Source organism: Haloferax sulfurifontis (assembly GCF_014635105.1).
In the GTDB taxonomy this organism is placed as follows: domain Archaea; phylum Halobacteriota; class Halobacteria; order Halobacteriales; family Haloferacaceae; genus Haloferax; species Haloferax denitrificans.
The window spans coordinates 56,350-76,789 of sequence record NZ_BMCI01000007.1; the positions used below are offsets into that span (position 1 = coordinate 56,350).

General features: G+C 68.6%; 22 protein-coding genes. 11 read left to right on the forward strand and 11 right to left on the reverse strand.

All coding sequences use genetic code 11. The features are described from left to right. Window positions 1-81: 81 nt before the first annotated feature. Window positions 82-819 (forward strand): CPBP family intramembrane glutamic endopeptidase, encoded by a 738-nt coding sequence (locus IEV64_RS17125; protein ID WP_188424657.1) that lies wholly within the window; start codon window positions 82-84, stop codon window positions 817-819. Window positions 820-860: 41 nt separating this feature from the next. Here the strand turns inward: IEV64_RS17125 and IEV64_RS17130 are convergent, their stop codons facing one another. Both IEV64_RS17130 and IEV64_RS17135 read right to left on the reverse strand, forming a co-directional pair. After that, entirely contained in the window at window positions 861-1,319 is a 459-nt protein-coding gene (locus IEV64_RS17130; protein WP_004967374.1) for an NOB1 family endonuclease, read from the reverse strand. A gap of 18 nt (window positions 1,320-1,337) precedes the next feature. After that, on the reverse strand, window positions 1,338-1,583 hold the full coding sequence (locus IEV64_RS17135) for a PRC-barrel domain-containing protein (protein WP_004967375.1): 246 nt from the start codon (window positions 1,581-1,583) through the stop codon (window positions 1,338-1,340). A gap of 197 nt (window positions 1,584-1,780) precedes the next feature. Here IEV64_RS17135 and infB point away from each other — a divergent pair, with 197 nt between their 5' ends. Both infB and IEV64_RS17145 read left to right on the forward strand, forming a co-directional pair. After that, window positions 1,781-3,583: a translation initiation factor IF-2 gene (gene infB / locus IEV64_RS17140; protein WP_188424659.1), complete on the forward strand. Its 1,803-nt coding sequence runs from the start codon at window positions 1,781-1,783 to the stop codon at window positions 3,581-3,583. A 116-nt stretch (window positions 3,584-3,699) separates the two neighbouring features. Continuing rightward, the gene (locus IEV64_RS17145) at window positions 3,700-4,023 is read left to right on the forward strand and encodes a DUF8015 family protein (protein WP_188424661.1); all 324 of its coding nucleotides are present in this window, start codon (window positions 3,700-3,702) and stop codon (window positions 4,021-4,023) included. Window positions 4,024-4,053: 30 nt separating this feature from the next. Here IEV64_RS17145 and IEV64_RS17150 read toward each other — a convergent pair whose 3' ends face one another. The 6 genes from IEV64_RS17150 to IEV64_RS17175 form a co-directional block, all read right to left on the reverse strand. Then, entirely contained in the window at window positions 4,054-4,215 is a 162-nt protein-coding gene (locus tag IEV64_RS17150; protein WP_004062940.1) for a hypothetical protein, read from the reverse strand. A gap of 171 nt (window positions 4,216-4,386) precedes the next feature. Next, window positions 4,387-4,770 carry a DUF5811 family protein gene (locus tag IEV64_RS17155; RefSeq protein WP_004062941.1) on the reverse strand — a complete coding sequence of 128 codons (384 nt, stop codon included), beginning with the start codon at window positions 4,768-4,770 and terminating at the stop codon, window positions 4,387-4,389. Between the two features lie 98 nt (window positions 4,771-4,868). Beyond that, window positions 4,869-5,717 (reverse strand): sensor histidine kinase, encoded by an 849-nt coding sequence (locus IEV64_RS17160; RefSeq protein WP_007276100.1) that lies wholly within the window; start codon window positions 5,715-5,717, stop codon window positions 4,869-4,871. A 90-nt stretch (window positions 5,718-5,807) separates the two neighbouring features. Next, complete coding sequence (locus IEV64_RS17165) at window positions 5,808-6,281, reverse strand: pyruvoyl-dependent arginine decarboxylase (RefSeq protein ID WP_004967383.1); 474 nt, start codon at window positions 6,279-6,281, stop codon at window positions 5,808-5,810. A 108-nt stretch (window positions 6,282-6,389) separates the two neighbouring features. Beyond that, complete coding sequence (pan2, locus tag IEV64_RS17170; RefSeq protein ID WP_007276101.1) at window positions 6,390-7,628, reverse strand: proteasome-activating nucleotidase Pan2; 1,239 nt, start codon at window positions 7,626-7,628, stop codon at window positions 6,390-6,392. 431 nt (window positions 7,629-8,059) lie between these two features. Then, on the reverse strand, window positions 8,060-8,533 hold the full coding sequence (locus IEV64_RS17175; protein WP_007276102.1) for a deoxyuridine 5'-triphosphate nucleotidohydrolase: 474 nt from the start codon (window positions 8,531-8,533) through the stop codon (window positions 8,060-8,062). 271 nt (window positions 8,534-8,804) lie between these two features. On the opposite strand from IEV64_RS17175, the gene IEV64_RS17180 reads away from it, so the two are divergent. From IEV64_RS17180 to IEV64_RS17215, 8 genes are all read left to right on the forward strand, one after another. After that, complete coding sequence (locus tag IEV64_RS17180) at window positions 8,805-10,772, forward strand: aconitate hydratase (RefSeq protein WP_007276103.1); 1,968 nt, start codon at window positions 8,805-8,807, stop codon at window positions 10,770-10,772. A 163-nt stretch (window positions 10,773-10,935) separates the two neighbouring features. Beyond that, entirely contained in the window at window positions 10,936-11,424 is a 489-nt protein-coding gene (rimI, locus tag IEV64_RS17185; protein WP_188424663.1) for a ribosomal protein S18-alanine N-acetyltransferase, read from the forward strand. 82 nt (window positions 11,425-11,506) lie between these two features. Beyond that, on the forward strand, window positions 11,507-14,716 hold the full coding sequence (locus IEV64_RS17190) for a GAF domain-containing protein (protein WP_188424665.1): 3,210 nt from the start codon (window positions 11,507-11,509) through the stop codon (window positions 14,714-14,716). Window positions 14,717-14,877: 161 nt separating this feature from the next. Continuing rightward, entirely contained in the window at window positions 14,878-15,225 is a 348-nt protein-coding gene (locus IEV64_RS17195) for a HalOD1 output domain-containing protein (protein WP_004967396.1), read from the forward strand. A gap of 251 nt (window positions 15,226-15,476) precedes the next feature. Next, window positions 15,477-16,013 carry a DUF5810 domain-containing protein gene (locus IEV64_RS17200; RefSeq protein ID WP_188424667.1) on the forward strand — a complete coding sequence of 179 codons (537 nt, stop codon included), beginning with the start codon at window positions 15,477-15,479 and terminating at the stop codon, window positions 16,011-16,013. A gap of 24 nt (window positions 16,014-16,037) precedes the next feature. After that, entirely contained in the window at window positions 16,038-16,523 is a 486-nt protein-coding gene (locus IEV64_RS17205; protein WP_188424669.1) for a DUF5809 family protein, read from the forward strand. Beyond that, a complete protein-coding gene (locus IEV64_RS17210) occupies window positions 16,520-17,083 on the forward strand; it encodes an NUDIX hydrolase (RefSeq protein ID WP_188424671.1) in 564 nt (187 codons plus the stop codon). Before IEV64_RS17205 ends, IEV64_RS17210 begins: the two co-directional genes overlap by 4 nt. Before the next feature lies 1 nt (window position 17,084). Next, window positions 17,085-17,435 carry a rhodanese-like domain-containing protein gene (locus tag IEV64_RS17215; protein WP_007276109.1) on the forward strand — a complete coding sequence of 117 codons (351 nt, stop codon included), beginning with the start codon at window positions 17,085-17,087 and terminating at the stop codon, window positions 17,433-17,435. A gap of 120 nt (window positions 17,436-17,555) precedes the next feature. Here IEV64_RS17215 and yciH read toward each other — a convergent pair whose 3' ends face one another. The 3 genes from yciH to IEV64_RS17230 all read right to left on the reverse strand — a co-directional run bounded on the left by yciH (window position 17,556) and on the right by IEV64_RS17230 (window position 20,438). Then, window positions 17,556-17,849: a stress response translation initiation inhibitor YciH gene (gene yciH, locus IEV64_RS17220; protein ID WP_004976316.1), complete on the reverse strand. Its 294-nt coding sequence runs from the start codon at window positions 17,847-17,849 to the stop codon at window positions 17,556-17,558. 66 nt (window positions 17,850-17,915) lie between these two features. Next, on the reverse strand, window positions 17,916-18,995 hold the full coding sequence (locus IEV64_RS17225) for a DUF7096 domain-containing protein (RefSeq protein WP_229722718.1): 1,080 nt from the start codon (window positions 18,993-18,995) through the stop codon (window positions 17,916-17,918). 147 nt (window positions 18,996-19,142) lie between these two features. Beyond that, window positions 19,143-20,438: a helix-turn-helix transcriptional regulator gene (locus IEV64_RS17230; RefSeq protein ID WP_188424673.1), complete on the reverse strand. Its 1,296-nt coding sequence runs from the start codon at window positions 20,436-20,438 to the stop codon at window positions 19,143-19,145. Between the last annotated feature and the right edge of the window lie 2 nt (window positions 20,439-20,440).

The following is a 20,440-nucleotide window of genomic DNA, read 5'->3' on the forward strand; positions in this document are numbered from 1 at the left end:
GCGACACAGACTCACGTGACTCCACAGACTGGTGAGAATCGACCCGAATCGGTTATCCGACACCGTTCCGAAGGGGGGACAATGGCACACGACACCGCCCGCTCGTCTGCGAGCCCCGCAGACCACCTCCAGGCGTACGGTGGCATCATCATCGTCGTCGCCCTTTCGCTCCTCGTCGGCGCGACGCTCGGCTCGCTCGCCGGCGGCCTCGCTCGCGGCGTGGTTCCGGGCGACACCGCGCTCGTCGGCGCGATACAGAGCGCCGGACAGTTCGTCGGCTTCGGCGTCGTCGGCGCGGGCTACCTCGCGATGCGCGACGACTGGGACCTGATTCGGTTCGAGCGACCGACCGCGCGCGACGCCCTGTGGATTGCGGGCGGCTTCGTCGCCGTGATGGGCGTCTACCTCGGCGCGTCGGCGCTGATGTCCGCGCTCGGCATCCAGAGCGGCGACAGCGTCATCGCCCAGCAGGGCCGCGAGAACCCGGTGTACTTCCTGTATCTCACGGTCATCACCATCGTCCTCGTCGGCCCGGCGGAGGAGCTTATTTTCCGCGGCATCGCCTTCGGTGAACTCCGCCGACTCTGGGGTCCCGCGCCCGCGGTCGTCCTGTCGAGTCTGGTGTTCGCGTCGATTCACCTCTGGTCGTTCTCCGGCGAGGGGCTGTACGTCTCGCTCGGGATGGTGTTCGTCCTCGGGAGCGTCCTCGCGGTCGTCTACGAGCAAAGCGGGAACCTGCTCGTCGCCGCGCTGGTCCACGGGCTGTACAACGCGGTCCAGTTCCTCGTGAGCTACGCGCAGGCGACCGGCATGGTCTGACGGTCTGAAAAAGGAACAGCCGAACCGCTGGCTCGGCCGGCTTACGCCGGGTTCTTCCGCGACAGCTCCATCCCGCAGATGGGACAGCGCTCTTTGTGCTCGTCGAACTCGCGGCCACAGCCCTGACACTGGAACTTCCAGCTTCGCTGTTCTGCGATGCCGTCTTGGGCGATGACTTCGACGCCGACGTTGAGCCGCTCGGCGACGTTCTGCATCGCGTAGTCGTCGGTGACGAGCGTCGCGTCGAGTTCGAAGGCGGCGGCGATGAGCCGTGTGTCGGTCTCCGAGAGCACGTCGCGGTCGCCGGTCTCGCCCGCGGCGCGGAGCACCTTGTCCACGGTTCCCTGTCCGGGGATGTGGACGTACATGCCCGCGCCTTCGAGGGCGTCGAAGCGGAAGGCGTGCTCGCCGGTGAGTTCTTCCTTGACGAGGGGAATCGAGGCCGTCTCGTCGTCGGTGTGGTACTCGTGGATGAACGCAGAAGCGTCGAGAATCCGCATTGAGAATCTATCCTGAGTCTACCGTTGGACGACGATGTAATCCTTGACCGCCTGCACGCGGTTCACCGGGACTCGGAACCGTCCGCGGTCGTCCCGGTCGAACGAGACGCGACCGGGGGATATCTGCTCGTTCGGCTGGACGAGCAGGTCGTGAAGCTCGCCCGACTTCATGTCCATCGTGATGTTGTACAGCATCCCGAGTTCCGTTCCGTCGGAGCCCATGACGGCCTTCCCGGAGAGGTTCTCGGCGAGTATGTCGGCCATACACACCCCTTCCTCGTCGGTTCACATAAACGGTACGGGCACGTCTGACGGGCGGCCGACGAACGCCCCGACCCGCCTGCGGGCCGCGAGAACAGTCGACACGGTGACTCGCGGACTCGCGGGCGCGGTCGTGACGATGGACTTAACTTGAGTCACCGACTCGATTCCGGTAAGAGCTTTCTCCGGGGCGATTCTCCATGTCCGACACTGATTCGACGTCACAATCCGATACGCTTCGCACACCCATCGTGGCCGTCCTCGGCCACGTGGACCACGGGAAGACGAGTCTTCTCGACAAGATTCGCGGCTCCGCCGTCAGCGAGGGCGAAGCCGGCGCCATCACCCAGCACATCGGCGCGACCGCGGTCCCCTTAGACACCGTCTCGCAGATGGCCGGCAGTCTGGTCAAGCCCGAGGACTTCGACCTCCCGGGGCTGTTGTTCATCGACACGCCGGGCCACCACTCCTTCAGCACCCTCCGCTCGCGCGGCGGGGCGCTCGCCGACATCGCCATCCTCGTGGTCGACGTGAACGACAGCTTCCAGCCGCAGACCGAGGAGGCCATCGACATCCTCAAGCGGACGGGAACGCCGTTCATCGTGGCCGCGAACAAGATAGACACCACGCCGGGGTGGAACCCCCAAGAGGGGGCCCCCATCCAGAAGACCTACGAGGAGCAGTCCCAGCGCGCCCGCTCGAAACTCGACGAGAAACTGTACGAGATTATCGGCGAGCTCTCCGACCGGGGCTTTTCTTCCGACTTCTACTGGCGCGTCCAGAACTTCCAGTCCAACATCGGCGTCGTCCCCGTCTCCGCGCTGACCGGCGAGGGCATCCCGGACCTGCTGGGCGTCCTGATGGGGCTGTCCCAGCGCTACATGAAAGACGAGATGGCCATCGACGTGGCCGGTCCCGGCTCCGGGACGGTCCTCGAAGTCAAGGAGGAACGCGGCTTCGGCGCGACCCTCGACGTGGTCCTCTACGACGGGACGATTCGCGCGGGCGACACCATCGTCGTCGGCGGCGCGAACGACCCCATCATCACCGAGGTCCGCGCGCTCCTCCAGCCCCGCCCGAACGCGGAGATTCGAACCGAAAAGCGGTTCGACAAGGTCGACGAGGTCCGCGCCGCGGCCGGCGTGAAAATCGCCGCGCCCGACCTCGAAGACGCGATGGCCGGCGCGCCGGTCCGCGTCGTCGGCGACCGCGACCTCGACGAGGTCGTCCGCGAGGTCGAAGCCGAACTCGCGGACATCGAGGTCACCACCGAAGAGGAGGGCGTCGTCGTCAAGGCCGACACGCTCGGCAGTCTCGAAGCCATGGCGAACGCGTTACAGGAAGCCGAAGTGCCCATTCTCCGCGCCGAGGTCGGCGACGTGGCCCCGCGCGACGTGGCGGTCGCCTCGACCGCCCGCGAGCCCGAACACAAGGTCATCCTCGGGTTCAACGTGGACGTGCTCTCGAACGCCGAGGCCGAACTCGAAAAGAACGACGTGAAGCTGTTCGAAGACGACGTCATCTATCAGCTCGTCGAGGAGTACGAAGAGCACGTCGAGGAGATGAAACGCGCCCAACAGGAGACGATTCTCGACAAAATCGTCCGCCCGTGTCGCTTCCGCATCCTCCAGGACCACGTCTTCCGGCAGAACAACCCCGCCGTCGTCGGGGTCGAAGTCATGTCCGGGACCATCAAGAACAACATGAACGTCGTGAAGTGGGAAGACGGCGAGGCGAACCGCGTCGGTCAGCTCTCGGGCATCCAAGAAAACGGCGAGGACGTGTCGAGCGCCCGCGCCGGCTCGCGGGTCAGCGTCGCCATCGACGGCCCGACGGTCGGCCGCCAGATAGAGGAGGGTGACGAACTCTGGATCGAACTCCCCGAAAAGCACGCGAAGATTCTCGAACAGGAGCTCCGCGACGACATCCCCACCGACGAACTGGAGGCGCTGTCGGGCTACCTCGAAAAGCACCGCCGCCGCGACCCCTTCTGGGGAAAATAGGCGACTCGTCGCGCCCCGAGTCTTCCGTTGACTCAGCATATCCGTGAGCCGCACGGCCGTCCCGTCGGGCGAAATAGCTAATATTCAGACGTTCGTACTCGGTTCCGAGTGGTATCATGCGCACACGAACACCCCATAGCGACAGCATCGTCACGAAAGCGACGCGGTACGACGCCATCCTCGCGACACTACCGCTCCCGCTCGCCGTCGGGACGGCGGTCGGCGCGCTCTCGCCGCTCCCACTTTCGCTCGTTGTCGGCGCGAGCGGCCTCGTCTCGGCGGCCGTGCTCGCCTACGGGTTGTTCGTTGCGACACCGCGGTCGGCGGCCGGTCCGACGGGCGAGTCGGGCACGACCGCCGAGACGGAACTGCCGCTCGACGACATCGAGTCCCGCGTCCGCGACGACGCCGGTCGAAACCGCCGCCGCGGGAGCGTCTGACCGGGGACGCTCGCGCGCTCGGCCCCGTGGTCAGGGACGGTTCCACTCCCAGAACCAGTACGCCGCGCCGAACAGCATCAGTCCCGCTCCGAGGGCCGACGTCGCCGGTTCGGGGAAGACAAACAGCAGGAAGCCGACGATGATGAGCGTCGTCGGACCAATCTCGTCCGCGTAGCCGAAAAGCGAAACCATACCTCCCTTTCGACGGCCTCCGTGAAGTGTATTGTTCTCGTTCTGAACTGACGAGAGTGAGGAGGGGAGATGCAAGGCGAGCGACGGAGCGACGAGGAGAAAGCGGTCGGCGGGTCGCACCCGCGCGTCAGTCGCCACTCGGACCGCGACGGCGACGGGGGTCGGTCGAGGTTACCGCGCGGCGGGCGTGAGGTCGTCGCCGACGGCGCTCATGACCTGAAACGCCGCGGTGGCGGCCAGCCCGCGGGCGACCTCGTTGCGGTCTTCGTCGGTGAGTCCGGCGTCGAGTTCGTCGGCGTCCGGCGAGAAGCCGGCGCTGACGGGGTGGCCGACCGGCGGGTGGACGGCCACGGTGGCGAGCGGCCCGGTCGACCCGGTCGAGAGCTCCGACCCGACGGCGAACCCCTCGGGGAGATACGACTCCGTCCGCGAGACGATACCGGCGACCGCCCGCCGGAGCGCGTCCATCTGGTCGACGGTCAGTTCTCGGTCGGCCGACGCCTGGCCGGCCCCAGTCACGCCGGGAGCGCCCGCATATGGGTTGTTCCCGTTCATCAGTCGTCTGCGATAGGGGAAGGACGTGTAAAAAGCCGTCGTCGGTCGGCAAGGCGGTGGCGGAATCAAAACCGGCTGACTGCGCGGTGACGCCGCCGTCAGGCCGGTCGCGGGAGCGAGACGGTGACGACGGTCCCGCGGGGCTTCGGCGTCGAGATGGCGAGCGACCCGCCGGAGGCGTCGACGATGGCGCGGACCAGCCAGAGGCCGACGCCGCTCGTGTGCGAAAGCGGCGTCTCCGCGCCGGACATGAGGGCGTCCCGCTCGGCGTCCGGGATGCCGGGTCCGTTGTCGGAGACGGTCACGCCGACGGACCCCTCGAGTTGCCAGACGGCGACGTGAATCTCCGGTTCGTCGCAGTCGGCGTGGACGACGGCGTTGTCGAGCAGTTCGGCGATGCTCCGCGGGAGCGCCGGGTGCGCCCGCACGGTGAGCGTCTCCACCGACGAGGCGACCGACACCCGCACCCCGGAGTGCTCGAGTTCGAGGTCCTCGACGGCGTCGGCGACCGCAGACGAGAGGTCGACGTCGACCTCGTTGCCCTCCGCGAGTTCGACGGTCCGGAGGAGCGCGACCTCGTCGCTCACCTCGACCAGTCGGTTCGCGCGCTCCCGAATCGCCTCGACGGGGTCGGTGTTCGAGTCCGACTCGTCCCGCGACTCGACGAGTTCGGCGTAACCGAGGATGGCGGTGCAGGCGTTCCTGATGTCGTGTCTGAGGATTCGATGCAGGACGCTCGTGTGCGCGAGCGTCGATTCCAGTCGCTCGGAGGTCCGGTCCAGTTCGGTCTGGCTCCGACCGACGAGGTCGTACACCAACAGCGCCGACAGGACGACGAACATCCACCCCTTCGCCGTCTGGACGAGCTCGTGGTTCGGAAGCCCCTCCACGAGACTGTCGCTCGTCGCGACCCAGAGGAACCCGAACGCGGCGTAGATAAGCGCCACTCGCCTCGGAGACAGGTCGAACGGCGCGTCACCACTCATGACGGAGCAATACTCACAAACGCTGATGAGTCCGTCGGTCAGCGCGGAGTGTCAGAAGATAGATTCGCTTTGCCCGTAGGCCGCGACCGTGACGGCGGTGGTGTAGCCGTCGCCCTCGTGGGTGCCGGTCGTGAGCGCGACTTCCTCGTCGTCGAACGACCACTCGCGGAGGTTCCGTCCCGCGTCGAGGCCGTCGAGGACGGCCGCGCGGACGCTGTCTTCGTCGGTTCCTGACGCCTCGTAGAACAGGCCGGGGCCGGAGCCGGTCGCCCAGCCGAGACCGGCGACGGCCGTCTCGCCGGGGGTCGAAGTCGTCTCGCGGGCCTGCACCACGGTCAGACGGTTGCCCGCCGGACCGAGATCGGGGGCCACGTCGACCGCCTCGACCGTCGCGTCGGCGGGAACCACGGAGGAGACGGCGACGAGGTTGTAGTTGTGGACGTTGGCGGCGGCGAGCGCGGCGTCGTACGACGCCATCTCGGTGGGGGCGGTGCCGACCCCGCGGACGACGCGAATCGTGTTCATGTCCGAACTCTCGCGGCGGCGGAAAAGGGGGTTACGAATAGTGGCGCTCGAAAGCCGGGGCGAGGCGGGGGCGTCGACGACCGCCGCGACGCCGGTTCCCGGCCGAGTTCAGTACTGGTAGTCCGTGAAGCCCGAGATGGGGCCGGTGCCGGACTCCTCGACGTTCGAGAGCTTCTCGTGGGCGGCGTCGAAGTCCGCGCCCGTCACCTCGGTGCGGCCCTCGCGGATGGCGAACATGCCGGCCTCGGTGGTCAGCGACGCGATGTCCGCGCCGGAGTAGTCGTCGAGTTCCTCGGCGAGCGCGTCGAGGTCCACGTCGTCGGCGACGTTCATGTCGCGGGTGTGGATGTCGAGGATGCGGCGGCGGCCCTCGACGGCGGGCTTGGGCACCTCGATGAGGCGGTCGAACCGGCCGGGCCGGAGGATGGCCTCGTCGAGCATATCGAAGCGGTTGGTCGCCGCGATGATGCGGATGTCGCCGCGGTCGTCGAAGCCGTCCATCTCCGAGAGGAGTTGCATCATCGTGCGCTGGACCTCGGCGTCGCCGGAGGTCTTCGAGTCCGTCCGCTTCGAGGCGACGGCGTCGATTTCGTCGATGAAGATGACCACCGGTTCGCGCTCGGCGGCGAGCTTGAACAGGTCGCGGACCAGCCGCGCGCCCTCGCCGATGAACTTCTGGACGAGTTCGGAGCCGGCCATCTTGATGAACGAGGCGTTGGTCTCGTTGGCGACGGCCTTGGCGAGCATCGTCTTCCCGGTGCCCGGCGGGCCGTAGAGGAGCACGCCCGACGGCGGGTCGATGCCGACTTCCGCGAACATCTCGGGGTTTTCGAGGGGCTGTTCGACCGCCTCGCGGACCTCGCGGACCTGCTCGTCGATGCCGCCGATGTCGTCGTAGGTGACCGTCGGCGACTCGACGACCTCCATCGCCTGCGCCCGCGCGTCCGTCTCGTCGTCAAGGACGGTCTGGACGGCGAACGAGTCGTTGATTGCGACGCGGTCGCCCGGCTCGATGTCGTCGATGTTCAGGTTCGGTGCGAACTCGGTGAGGACCTCCTGGTTGTTGCCGTGCTGTTTGATGATGACGCCGTCGTCGGTCAGTTCCTCGACCGTAGCGATGTAGTACGAGGCCGTCTTCAGCGCCTCGTTGCGCGCTTTCATCTGGTCGACTTCGTCGACTAACTCGGCGTGGCGGTCATCGGCGTTCTGGAGCCGCTGGTCGAGTTCGCGGTTGACGTCGACCATGCGTTCGAAGTGCTGGCGGAGTGCAGACAGCCGCTCTGCATCCGACATCTCGGGGTCCAGGTCGAGATGAGGACGTTCCGGGAGAGATGGACTCCGTGACATCAGTGATTGGCCACACTTAGGCATGCGCGTAAATGTGCCTTTGGGTCAGAGAACCCGACTGCCGCGCTCGAAGCGGCTTTAGGTGACGGCGGTCCCGCGGCACCCGACCGCGGCGGCGAATCGGACGCCGGCAGAGCGACGCCGCGGCTCACGGGGACAGTGCTGTTCGCAGGAAACGCGCGACGTGACGAAGACGAAGATGTGGTAGGAGGAAGTTGCGGAGGTTCAGTGTGTACAGGTCGCCCCTCGTTTCGGCCCGACGTGCCCTCCGCGAGAACAGATACGACGCCCAACGACTTGAAAGGAATTCGTCATCGCCGAGAACGTCCCGTAAATCGGGATGTGGGTATTAATCCGGTATCATCCGACGAGCGACCGGCGAGCGACCGCTTCCGAGAGTCGCGGTCGGCGTTCGTCAGCGGGTTCGTTCGTCAGCGGGTTCGCTCGCCCTGATAGCTCCCGTCGTAGGTCTCGTCGTGGGTCGCGTCCGCGAGGACGATTTGGGCGACCCGCGCGCCGCGTTCGAGTTCGACCGGGTGGTGGACCTGCAGGAGGCCCTCGCCTTTCCCCTCGTAGCCGGCGTCCCAGACGGCCGTGTTCAGCATACAGGAGTTCCGCATGAGCGACGACCGCGGGTAGATGAAGCCGACGTGGTCCTCGGGGATGTGGACCGTCTCGGCGTACTGGAGGACGTAGCCGCCGGGGTCGAGCCGGTACGTCTCGGTCTCCGGGTCGGCGAAGTCGAGGGCGCGGCGCTCCCCGACGGTCTTCCCCTCGCGGCCGAGGCGGCCCGGTTCGACCTGTTCGAGGACCGCTTCGAGCGTCAGGTCGACGCCGTTGGGTTGGACCTGTTCGGCCGTGACCGGCGAGATGTGCTGTGCGACGAACGAGCCAGCGCGGTGCATATCCGAACCCCGTTCAGCGGGCGCAAAACTGTGCCGGACCTCGGCCGTCGTCGCCCCCGAAACGCACCTCTGATTCGGGGCCGCGACGGGGGTGAAATCGCACCCCCTTCGGGGAGGTGACGACCCCCGCGGTGACAAGTCACATGGGAGAACCAACAAGGAGTTTAATGGCCCTTAGACGCTACAAACCCCGAGACGGCGCTATCGTTCACGTTCGAAGATAGGGAAGTACGCGGGATTTATATCCGAGGACCATCGAGGTTCGGGTGTTATGGGACAGACGCTCACGGAAAAGATTCTCTCGGACCACCTCGTCGAGGGTGACCTCACCCCCGGAGAGGAGATCGGAATCGAAATCGACCAAGTCCTGATGCAGGACACGACCGGGACGATGGTCTGGCTCCAGTTCGAGGCGCTCGACCTCGACGAGGCGCAGACCGAGCTCGCCGCTCAGTACTGCGACCACCAGACCTACCAGTTCGACTTCAAGAACACGGACGACCACCGCTTCCTCCGTTCCGCGGCCGGGACATATGGTGCCCACTTCTCCCGCCCCGGCAACGGTATCTGCCACAACGTCCACAAGGAGAACTTCGCCGCGCCCGGCAAGACGCTCCTCGGCTCGGACTCGCACACGCCGACCCCCGGCGGCCTCGGCCAGCTCGCCATCGGTGCGGGCGGCCTCGACATCGCAGTCGCCATGGGCGGCGGCGCGTACTACGTCGAGATGCCGGAAGTCGTGAACGTGCGCCTCGAAGGCGAACTCCCCGAGTGGTCCTCCGCGAAGGACGTCATCCTCGAGATGCTCCGCCGCGAGACCGTCAAGGGCGGCGTCGGCAAGGTGTTCGAGTACACCGGCCCCGGTGCCGAGTCGCTCAGCGTGCCCGAGCGAACCACCATCACCAACATGGGGACCGAACTCGGAGCCACCTCGTCGCTGTTCGAGACCGACGAGAAGACCAAGGACTACCTCGAACGCCAGGGTCGCGGCGACGAGTACGTCGAGCTGACGGCCGACGACGACGCCGAGTACGCCGACGAAATCGTCATCGACCTCGACGACCTCGAACCGCTCATCGCCTGCCCGTCGATGCCGGACAAGGTCGTTCCCGTCCGCGAAGTCGCCGGCGAGAAGGTCGAACAGGTCCTCGTCGGTTCCTGTACGAACGGCGGCTACGAGGACATCCTCCCGGCCGCGAAGATGTTCGAGGGTCGCGAAGTCGCAAAGCACCTCGAGATGATCGTCGCACCCGGTTCGAAGCAGGCCGGCGAGATTCTCGCCCGGCAGGGCTGGACGGCAGAGATGATGGCCGCCGGTGTCAACGTCTCCGAGGCGACCTGTGGTCCGTGTATCGGCATCGGCCACGTGCCCGCCTCCGACTCCATCTCGCTTCGCACCTTCAACCGTAACTTCGAGGGTCGCTCCGGTATCGAAGACGACAACGTCTACCTCTGCTCGCCGCAGGTCGCCGCCGCCGCGGCGCTCAAGGGCGAAATCATCGACCCGCGCGACCTCGCCGACGAACTCGGTGACCTCGACGCGCCCGGCGTCGAGCTCCCCGAGAAGTACGACGGCTCGAAGACGGACCTCATCTACGCCGAAGACGCCATCGACGACGAGCTCATCAAGGGCCCGAACATCGGCGAAGTTCCCCTGCAGGACCCCCTCGGCTCGAACATCTCGGGTGAGACCCTCCTGAAGATGGAGGACAACATCACGACCGACCACATCATCCCGGCGACGTCCGACATCCTCAAGTTCCGCTCGAACATCGAGCGCCTCTCGGACTTCACGCTCTCGCGCGTCGACGAGACGTTCGCCCAGCGCGCCAAGGACGCCGGCACCGGCGTCCTCGTCGCGGGCGAGAACTACGGCCAGGGCTCCTCCCGCGAACACGCCGCGATGTGTCCGATGTACCTCGGCATCGAGGCCGTCCTCGCGCAGTCGTTCGCTCGCATCCACAAGGCGAACCTGTTCAACTTCGGTATCGTCCCCCTCGCCATCGACGAGGAGACCTACGAGAAGATCGAACAGGGCGACGACGTCGAAATCGTCGACGACGTTGCCGACGCCGTCGAATCCGGCCAGGAAGAGTTCACCATCCGCGTGAACGACGACTGGGAAGCGACGGCGAACCTACACGCCTCCGAGCGCGAGCGTCGTATCCTCACCGCCGGCGGCAAGCTCCCCCTCACGAAACAGCAGGCCGAGGGCGGCGCCGCCCCCGCGGACGACTGAGCGCGACCGACCACCTTTTCACTTTTTCGCCCGGCGAGCGGCGGCTATCGCGCGACCCGAGGGTCGCACCGGCCGCCCCCGTGAGCGTCCTCCCGCCGGCCCGCTTGCGCCCTCGCGGCCCCGTGCCGTCGGGCTTTTGCGTGCCAACCACGTAGCGCCGTGCGTGACGGCGTTCGACGACGCGCTCGCCGACGACGTTGTCGTCCGGCGGGTCGACCGGGCGGACCTCCTCGACGTGCTCCGCATCGAGCGGACCTGTTTCTCCGAGCCGTGGCCGTACTCCGCGTTCGAGCTGTTCGTCGACGAGCCGGCGTTCCTCGTCGCCGTCCGCGGGGGCGAGGTGCTCGGCTACGTCGTCGCCGACGTGATGCCGAACCACGGCAACGACATCGGGCACGTCAAGGACCTCGCGGTCAGCCCGGCGGCCCGCGGGAACGGCCTCGGTCGGCGGTTACTCGTCCAGTCGCTGACGGCGATGGCCATCGCGGGCGCGGCGGTCGTGAAACTCGAAGTCCGCGTCTCGAACGACCCCGCCATCGGGCTCTACCGGAGCCTCGGCTTCGACCCCGCCCGCCGGGTGCCGAGCTACTACGGCGACGGCGAGGACGCCTACATCATGGTCCTCGACATGGCCGAGTGGCAAAGCGGCTGACAGGACCGCACGCGGCCGAACGAGGGCTTATCAGGGCAAGCCACGTACACGAGTTGTGTTACCGTCCCCCACCGTGCTCTGTGTGAGTGACGACGACGAGTTCGTGGCGGCCCTCGACTCGTCGCTGTCGTCGCTCGGCGAAGCGACGGCCGTCCGCCACGTCCGCACCCCCGCCGCGGCGCGCGCGGAACTCGTCTCCGCCTCGGCGGCCGTCTCGTGTGTCGTTCTCACCGCGCCCACGGCGGCCGGCGACGAGGCGGCGTTCGTCCGCGACGTCTACGCGCAGGGCCTCGACGTTCCCGTCGTCGTCGCGGCCGCCGACCGCGAGGTCGCGGGGCGCGCGGTCGACGCCGGCGCGACGGACTACGTCGTCCGCGACGGCGACCCGGGGACGATGTCGTGGGTGGCCGCCCGCGTCGAGCGGGCGCTCGGCGAGTACACCCTCGCGCGGGACCACAGAGACCGCATCGAGCAACAGCGCGTCGTCTCCGAGGTGGGCACCCGGGCGCTGACCGCCGTGGACCTCGACACGACGCTCGACCACGCCGCACACCGGGTCCGCGACGTGCTCGGGGCGGACTCGGTCACGGTGTTCGAGGGCCTCGACGACGGCGCGTTTCGCGTCGCCGCCGCCGCGGGCTGGTCGGCGAGTCGGGGTCGCGGCCCCACCGCGACCGAGGGGACGCAGGCGGCCGAGACGTACCGGACCGGGCGCTCGACGCTCGTCGACGACGTCGACGCCGACGAGCGCTTCGAGCCCGCGGACGACGCGGGGGCGTCGGGACCGAAAAGCGGGATGAGCGCGGCCATCGGCGGGGACGGGACTCGGTGGGGAGTCATCACCGCCCACGCCGTCGCCCGCGGGCGGTTCTCCGACGACGACGTGCTGTTCTTGGAGAACATCGCGGCCGTCGTCGGCGCGGCGACCGAGCGCCACGAGCTCAAAGGGGCCCTCTCGGAGGTGTTAGAGCGGATGGACGAGGCGGTGATGGGGTTCGACGCGGACTGGCGAGTCACCTACGTCAACTCGACGGCCGAACACGGGCTCGGGATGTCCGCCGCGGCGGTGCTGGGGACGCGCATCTGGGACTCGGTCCCCGAGGCGGCCGTCTTCCGCGAGGGGTTCGAGCGCGCGATGGAGCGACAGGAGCCGGCGACGTTCGAGACCTACTACGAGCGTCTCGAAACGTGGTATGCGGTACGGGCGTACCCCTCCGAGACGGGGCTTTCGGTCTACTTCACCGACATCACAGAGCAGTTGGAACGCGAGGCCGAGGCCGAGCAGTACGGGCGGATGGTCGAGGCCGTCGCCGACGCGGTGTACGCGCTGGACGACGAGGAGCGGTTCGCGGCGGTCAATCCGGCGTTCGAGCGGCTCACCGGGCTCGACCGCGAGCGCGTCATCGGCTCGCCGACGAGCCTGCTCGCAGAGAACGCGACCCCGACAGACGGGAGCGACGAGGCGTTCGCGGCCACGTCGCGGGGCATCGTCGAGTTCGAACTCCGGACGCCCGACGGCGAGGTCGTCCGCGTCGAGAACCACCGGACGCCGCTCGTGGTCTGCGGCGAGGAAATCGGCTCCGTCGGCGTCCTCCGCGACGTGACGAAGCGACACCGCTACGAGCGACTGCTCGCGACCCTCCACGACCGGACCCGCGAGATGATGGGCGCGACCGACAGACAGGCGGTCCTCCGGGCGGCGGTCGACGCCTGCGACGAGGTGCTCGGCGACGCCCGGACGGAGCTGTACGTCTTCGACGAGTCGGACACGAGCCTCGTCCGCGTGGGCGCGGCCGGGACCGGGCTCGGCGACAAGCCGTTCGAGGGCGGCCTCGACCGCGGCGGCGTCTGGGACGCGTTCGTCTCCGGCGACGTCCGCGTGGTCGAACTCGCGCCCGACGGGGGCGTCGTCGACGGCGTCGAGCGCGTTATCGCCGCGCCGCTGGGTCGCCACGGCGTGCTCGTCACCGGCCACCCCGGCACCGTCGCGCCGAACGAAGTCGACGTGGAGCTCGTGAATCTGCTGTCGGCGACCGTCGAGGAGTTGCTCGACCGAATCGACGCCGAGGCGGAGCTCCGCGAGCGCGACAGCCGGCTCGAAGCCCAAAACGAGGCGCTCACGCGACTCGACCGAATCAACGCGACCATCCGGAACATCAACCGGTCGCTCATCCGCGCGCCGACCCGCGGCGAGGCGCTTGCGGCCGTCGCCGAACACCTCGTCGACGCCGACGGCGTGGCCGTCGTCTGGCACGCCGAGGTCAGCGACGTCGACGAGACGTACCGCCCGCCGAGCGACGCGGTCCACGGCGCGGACACCGCCTACGCCGACCGACTTGGGGAGGTGGCGACTGCGGAGCCGCTGTTTTCGCTCCTCGAAGCCGCCATCGAGAGCCGAGAGATGCAGGTGATAGCGGACGTGCTCGACGACCCCGCGTGGGCAGACCACCGCGGCGACGCGCTCAGCTACGGGTTCCGCGCCATCGCGGTCATCCCCGCGGTCGCCGACGACCGGGTGGAGGCGGTGTTCGTCGTCCACGCGACCAACTCGGAAACGTTCGAAAACGACGACGGTCTGCTCTCCGAACTGGGGGAGGCGGTCGGCTACGCGCTCGCGGCCACGGGGCGCGCCGACGCCATGCTGACCGAGCGCCGGGCGGACGTGCAGATACGGCTCGGCGGCGACCGACTGTCGATATCGCGGCTCGCCCGGCGGGTCGGCGAGGCGGTGAGCCTCGGCGGCGTCATCCCGCAGTCCGACGGCTCGGTCATCGCGTTCGTCGCCAGCGACGCGGCGCCCGAGGACGTCGTCGCCGCGGGGCGGGACATCGCGACGCGCGTGCGCCACGTCTCGACCGACGACGCGGGGTCGCTGTTCGAACTCCGCCTCCCGCGGGAGTCGCTGTTCGAGACGCTGTACGCCTCGGAGGCGACGCTACGGGCGCTCGACGCGACGCCGACCCAGACCACGCTCACCGCCGAGGTCCCCGAGCGAATCCGCGTCCGGTCGTTCGTCGACGCGCTCGACGCGAACTACCCCGGGACGAGTCTGCTCTCGCGGCGGACCGCCGCCGGTGCCGAGTCGCCGCAGACGTTCGCCGCCGAGATGCGGGAGGCGTGGACGAGTCGGCAACACGAGTCGATTCGGGCGGCCCACCTCGCCGGCTTCTACGAGTGGCCGCGCCGCAGTACCGCCGAGACGCTCGCCGAGACGTTCGACATCAGCGCGCCGACCTACCAGTACCACCTGCGCGCGGCCGAGCGAAAGCTGGTCGAGCGAGTCTTCGAGTGAGGGCGTACCACGTGCAGACCATCGATACCAACTGATTTTCAGGTCCGGTTCTAGGTGCCTAGAGGTGGCTCGCGCGCCACCACTAGTTGGATAGCAGCGACCGATATATCCCCGAGCGTCGTCGGCACGGGTGTCGGCGAGGCGCCGACGCGAACCGAACCATGGACGAAACTCGCGTGTTACCGGGCAACGATGTGGGATGGAATACGGGGACGACCGACGAGGTCGTCGCCAGACACGATTGGGGCGGACGAGACACCCTCGCGGTGACCGTCGTCACCGCGACCGCTCAACTGAGAGGCGTGGACGCCATCGACCTCCCACCGCTGTCCGAGGCTATCGACCCCGACGCGCTGTGTCAACTGTTCGCTCCGCCGGCGCGGGTACCGGTGACCGACGGTGGCACTCGCGGGTCGGTAGCGCCCTCGCGCGGTCGAATCGGGTTCCGGTACGCCGCCTGCGACGTGACCGTCTGGGCCGACGGAACGGTTATCGTCACGTCCGCCTGACGCATCGACACACGAACGAATCGGTATCACCACACCACCACACCACCACAGGACGCGGCGCCCAAACGCGGCGCCGTGACGGCCGCTCGCCTGCGACCCACCACCACCACCACCATCACCACCATCACCACGCGGGCGACGCGGCCGCATTTCTTCGACGACCGACGACCCCGACGCGATGCGCCGCACCGCGACACGGGGCGACGCGAGAGTGCGACGGGTTTTGGTACACAGAGCCGCTACCGGAGGGTATGGGATACGCCTGTCCGGTCTGCGACGCGCCGCAACGCGACGAGACGCACCTCGCGAACCACCTCGCGTTACAGGCCATCGTCCACGGCGACGACCACGAGACGTGGCTGGACGAACACGCCCCCGAGTGGGCCGACCTGAACGCCGACTCGCTCGGCCCGCTCGTCTCCGACCTCGCCGAGGAACGCGAGTTCGACGAGGTGTTCGAGGACACGGTCGACCGCACCGGCGGTCACAGTCACGGCCACGCGCACGGGCAGGAACACGACCACGACATCCCCGACCGAGAGCCGCAACCGTTCGGCGGTGCCGGCGGGTCGCAGTCGCTTTCGGGCGACGCGGCGCAGATTTTCGAGGAGGCGCGGTCGCTCACCCGCGAGATGGTCGCGGACGACGGCGAGGACGGCGAAGACGGCGAGACCAATGACGGCGAGACCGATGACGCGCCGCGGGAGGGCGACGACCGCGACGCCGGCTCCGATGCCGACGACCGCGGCGAGGAGAGCGACGACGACACCGACAGGAAAGAGTCGTAAGTCCGGGCCCCGAACCGACTGGCGATGGAAACCCACGGGACGATTGCGCCGGCGTCGCTCGACGAGGCCGAGGCCGCCTTCGACCGCGTCGGACCGACCGCACAGGTGGTCGTCCGCGAGACGGCCAAGGCGATGGAGTTCGACCGCGAGGAGTACCGAGAGCGCGTGACCGGCGACGTAATCGAGACCGTCCGGAACGCGCTTTTCGCCGAGTCGCTTTCGGTCACGGTCGGCACGCGCGCCGAGTTCGACGACTGGCGCGCGGCCCACGAGGAGTACGAACTCGTCGAACTCGGCAACCCCGACGTAGAGCGCGTCGCGTGGCACGCGGTCCCCTTCGCCGAGACGGTGCTGGCGACGACGTTCCAAAACGAGGAGGACGCCGCCGTCAGCACCCTCCGACGCAACGCCTTCGGCCGCGTCTACCGCGACGCGCTCCTCGGCGAGGAATCCGAGGGCGACAGTAGTGGGGCAGGTTCCGAGAGCGACGCGACCGGAGCGGACCGATGACCGACGACGGCCGCCGACACGAGCGCCTGCCCGACCCCGAGTGGCCCGTGCTGGAATCCGAAATCGAGTACGACACCGGCTGGTTCACCGGCGGCTACGACCTCGTCGAACAGCCCAACGGGACCACGAAGCGCTACTACTGGGCCGAGTTGGCGACCGCGGTCGTCGTCGTCGCGGTCGCGGACGACCACGTCGTCTTCGTCGAGCAGTACCGGCCGAACATCCGCCAGACTCAGCTCGAACTCCCCGCGGGCGTCGTCGAAAGGGGCGAGTCCTTCACCGACGCCGGGGTGCGCGAACTCCGCGAGGAGACCGGCTTCGACGCCGACTCGGCGTCGGTCATCGGCGACGTGTGGTGTTCGACGGGCGTCCTCCGGCACCGCCGCGGCTTCGTCTTCGCCGAGGGTCTCACGCCGGTCGAGCGCGACCTCGACGACAACGAGTTCCTCTCGGTCCGCGCCGTCCCCGTCGAGGAGGCAATCGAGCGGGCGACCGAACCGCCGACGAACGACGCGACCGTCGAGGGCGTGCTCCTCGCCCGCGACGAGGGCCTGCTGTAGGATGGTCGACGAAATCTCGCCCGAGGCGGTCGCGGAGCTCCTCGACGGCGAGGAGCCGCCGCTCGTCGTGGACGTGAGCACGGAGGCGGAGTTCGCGCTCGGGCACGTTCCGGGAAGCATCAGCGTCCCGCTTTCGAACCTCGTCTCGCACCTCGACCGCGTCGCGGGCGCGGAACACGTCGTCACCGTCTGCCCGCGGGGCGAGGCGAGCGTGCAGGCCGTGCGCCTGCTTTCTGCCTACGAGGGGACCGAAGACGCCCGCATCGAGAGCATGGCCGGCGGGCTCGCGGCGTGGGACGGCCCGCTCGAAGAGGGTCTCGACGAGGGCGCAAACGGCGACGAGCGGAGCTGAGCGGCGGCGTCGCTGGGCGGTGACGCGACTGGAGACCAAAGGCGTGGAATTGGCGGACTAACGGCTCGCGCGCGCTGACTCGCTCGAAAAATCTCGACGGCGGGCTAACTCAGAGGTCGGTCACGCGACGTTGAACCCCTTTTCGCGGAGGAAGTCCTCCACGCGGCCGCGGTGGTTGCCTTGGAGTTCGATGGAATCGTCTTCGACGGTTCCACCGCAAGCGAACTTCGACTTGAGGTCCGACGACAGGCTGTCCATGTCGACGTCCTTCGGGTCGAATCCCTCGATGACTGTAACCTCTTTTCCGTAGCGGCGCTCGTCGATGCGGATGACTATCTCCTGAGACTCTTTCGCCACGTCCTCGCAGACGCAGAGCTCTTCAGGGAGCCCGCACGTCGAGCAGACTTCCGACATTACAGTGTGGGTCTACAGGATGGGGATATTAAACAGTATCGGGAGGCGGGGTCGCCGTCCCCGGCCTCAAGCGCCCGAGTCGCCCGTGGACGACGTTTCCGAGTCGTCGTCCGCCGTCACGTCGTCGGTCGTGTCGGTGCCGTCGGCGTCGGACTGCCCGTCGTCGGTGTCCGCGGAGGGGCCGCTCCCGTCGGCGTCCCTCGCGCGCTTGTCGTTGCCGGGCGGCGTCTCCGGGGCGTTGCCGCGGTCGGCGCCGTCCGAGGCGGGGTCGGACGCGTCGGCGGTCGCGGCAGTCTCGTCTCCGTCGGTCGCGTTGCCGTTGGACGCGTTGCCGTTGGACGCGTTGCCGGCGTCGGCGCGAACGTCATCGGCGCGGTCGCTCGCCTCGGAACGCGAGTTTCCCGGGGCGTCGCCCCGTCCCGCGTCGTCCGGTTGTCCGCCGTTGTCGGTTCCCGTCTCGTTCGCGGCGCGCTCGCGGCCGATACCCCTCCCGGGGTTCCCCGCGAGTTCGCCGGCGATTGCGGCCACTTCGGGGCCTGTGAGTTCGCTCGCGTTCGTGCGAAGCCTGTCGAGTTCGGCCGTCTCGACGCCGCGCGCCGAGAGGTCCTCTGCGGGGACCGTCGAGGCGGCGTCGGCCGTCTGGTTCAGCATGCTCCGGGTGCGCTCGATGTCGGCGACCGTCTGGGTCAGTCGCGCGCGGTACTGTCCCTCGGAGAGCGTCCCGTTTTCGCGCTGGGCTTCGAGGCGGTCCCTGCGCTGTTCGAGTTCGGTGAGGCGCTCGCGGACCGCGTCGACCTGCGTGGCAACGACCGCGGCCTTCGAAGCGTTCGAGTTCGCCTTGGCGAAGCGCGCCTCGAAGGTGCGGCGTTCGAGTTCGCCGTTGGTCTCCGAGCCCTGTACGCCGATGACGGCGGACAGGCGCTGACCGGGGAGCGTCTCCGACGACGCGGCGCTGTCGTTGGTCGCCGTGTCGTTGGTCGCGCTGTCGTTCGCGGTCGTCTGTGCGACGGGCGCCGCGGCCGACCCATCGGTGACCGCGGCCGTCGTTCCTGTCGGTCCGGCCGGGGCGGCGAGAGCGAGCGGTGCGCCCACCGTCGCCAGCAACACGGCGGCGGCGACGGCGAGCACAGCGGTTCGTCGGCTCATCACTCCCGCTTTGGAACCGCGTTCCGATATAAACGTGCGGTCGTGGCCGCGAATCAACCCCAGTCAACGGCAGTTTGAGAGCCGCGTTCGGGGCGACGCCGTCTCCCGATTAGGGACCGGCCACCGACCGAAACGGTCGTAAGAAATTTATACTCCTTTCGCGTCGCCGCCGTCGGTGTCCGCGTCCGCGCCCTCGTCGTCTTCCGGTAGGCGGAGGACGTTCTCGCGGCCGAGGCGGAAGCCCTCGATGGTCCCCTCATCGCGCATCCCGCGGACGACCTTGCTCGTCTTCGCGTCGGTCCAGTCGAGCGCGCCGGCGACCTCCTGTTGCTTGATGCGGCCCCCGCGGGACTCGATGAGCCGGAGGACGCGCTCTTCGTTGCTGAGGAGTTCCGGCGGCGGACTCGGCTCGTCGCCGCCGTCGCCGCCCGCGTCGGACTCATCGTCGGACGCGCCCGCACCAGCCCCGGCGCTCGCCGCGGCGGACGCTGTGTCGTCGCCCGCCGACGCCGAGGCGGCTTCGCCCGCGCTCGCGTCGGTCGCCTCGGGGGGCGCTTCGGCGGCCGTCCCGCCGGCCGCGTCGGTCGCGTCTGCACCGCCGTCGCCGCCGCCGCCGAGCGCGCCCCGCGAGCGGAGATAGAGCGCGCCGGCACCGACGAGGACGACGAGAACGACCGCGACGAGCGCGGTCGTCGTCGGGAACGGGTCGTCGCCGGCGGCGGGCGTCTCCGAGTCGGCCGGCGTCGGAGTCGGCGACGCCGTCGCCGTCGTTCCCGGACCGCCCGCGCCGCGTTCGAGGACGACGCTCGGCTCGCCCGAGACGAACTCGGTCTGGGAGCCGCGCCAGATGACCGTGTGCTCGCGCGTCTCGTCGCCCGCGGGCTCGACGGTCGTCGCGCCGTAGTCGTCGGGCCACGAGAGGATGAGCCGGGAGCTACTGTCGAGGAAGAAGCCCTCGATGGCGTCGCCGACGACGAGGCGGTCGCCGTCGACCGCCGCGAAGTTGGACCACTCGAAGGAGTAGGAGACGACCCCGAAGCTGTCGGGGAGCGACCGCGTCTCCGCCGAGACCGAGACGTTCGTCGCGGCCATCTCCCGGCCGGTGGCGTTCTCCGCGGCCCCGACGGTCGAGGCGATGCGCTCTGCGAACGCCGAGGTGTAGTCGTCGGGGTTGGCACGCACGTCGTCCCGGAGCGACTGGAAGGCCTCGGTGGTGTTCTCGTCGTCGAGCCGGGTCCAGTACTGAATCTCCCAAGTGGCGTCGCCGCTCTCGGAGACGTCGACGACGATTCGCGTGCTGTCCGGTTCGACTCCCTGCTGGACGAGCGGCTCGACGCCCGGACCGCTCGCGGGGACCTCCTGTGCGACCGCGGTCGGCGCGACCACGGCGAGCACACAGAGGGCGGCACACAGGACTGCGAAGACAGCGTCTCGTGTCGCCATTG

Bases quoted from the DNA above. Each gene is read 5' to 3' on its own strand.
- IEV64_RS17125 (WP_188424657.1), top strand. From the start codon at position 82: ATGGCACACGACACCGCCCGCTCGTCTGCGAGCCCCGCAGACCACCTC.
- IEV64_RS17130 (WP_004967374.1), bottom strand. From the start codon at position 1,319: ATGCGGATTCTCGACGCTTCTGCGTTCATCCACGAGTACCACACCGAC.
- IEV64_RS17135 (WP_004967375.1), bottom strand. From the start codon at position 1,583: ATGGCCGACATACTCGCCGAGAACCTCTCCGGGAAGGCCGTCATGGGC.
- infB (WP_188424659.1), top strand. From the start codon at position 1,781: ATGTCCGACACTGATTCGACGTCACAATCCGATACGCTTCGCACACCC.
- IEV64_RS17145 (WP_188424661.1), top strand. From the start codon at position 3,700: ATGCGCACACGAACACCCCATAGCGACAGCATCGTCACGAAAGCGACG.
- IEV64_RS17150 (WP_004062940.1), bottom strand. From the start codon at position 4,215: ATGGTTTCGCTTTTCGGCTACGCGGACGAGATTGGTCCGACGACGCTC.
- IEV64_RS17155 (WP_004062941.1), bottom strand. From the start codon at position 4,770: ATGAACGGGAACAACCCATATGCGGGCGCTCCCGGCGTGACTGGGGCC.
- IEV64_RS17165 (WP_004967383.1), bottom strand. From the start codon at position 6,281: ATGAACACGATTCGCGTCGTCCGCGGGGTCGGCACCGCCCCCACCGAG.
- pan2 (WP_007276101.1), bottom strand. From the start codon at position 7,628: ATGTCACGGAGTCCATCTCTCCCGGAACGTCCTCATCTCGACCTGGAC.
- IEV64_RS17175 (WP_007276102.1), bottom strand. From the start codon at position 8,533: ATGCACCGCGCTGGCTCGTTCGTCGCACAGCACATCTCGCCGGTCACG.
- IEV64_RS17180 (WP_007276103.1), top strand. From the start codon at position 8,805: ATGGGACAGACGCTCACGGAAAAGATTCTCTCGGACCACCTCGTCGAG.
- IEV64_RS17195 (WP_004967396.1), top strand. From the start codon at position 14,878: ATGGACGAAACTCGCGTGTTACCGGGCAACGATGTGGGATGGAATACG.
- IEV64_RS17200 (WP_188424667.1), top strand. From the start codon at position 15,477: ATGGGATACGCCTGTCCGGTCTGCGACGCGCCGCAACGCGACGAGACG.
- IEV64_RS17205 (WP_188424669.1), top strand. From the start codon at position 16,038: ATGGAAACCCACGGGACGATTGCGCCGGCGTCGCTCGACGAGGCCGAG.
- IEV64_RS17210 (WP_188424671.1), top strand. From the start codon at position 16,520: ATGACCGACGACGGCCGCCGACACGAGCGCCTGCCCGACCCCGAGTGG.
- IEV64_RS17215 (WP_007276109.1), top strand. From the start codon at position 17,085: ATGGTCGACGAAATCTCGCCCGAGGCGGTCGCGGAGCTCCTCGACGGC.
- yciH (WP_004976316.1), bottom strand. From the start codon at position 17,849: ATGTCGGAAGTCTGCTCGACGTGCGGGCTCCCTGAAGAGCTCTGCGTC.
- IEV64_RS17225 (WP_229722718.1), bottom strand. From the start codon at position 18,995: ATGAGCCGACGAACCGCTGTGCTCGCCGTCGCCGCCGCCGTGTTGCTG.
- IEV64_RS17230 (WP_188424673.1), bottom strand. From the start codon at position 20,438: ATGGCGACACGAGACGCTGTCTTCGCAGTCCTGTGTGCCGCCCTCTGT.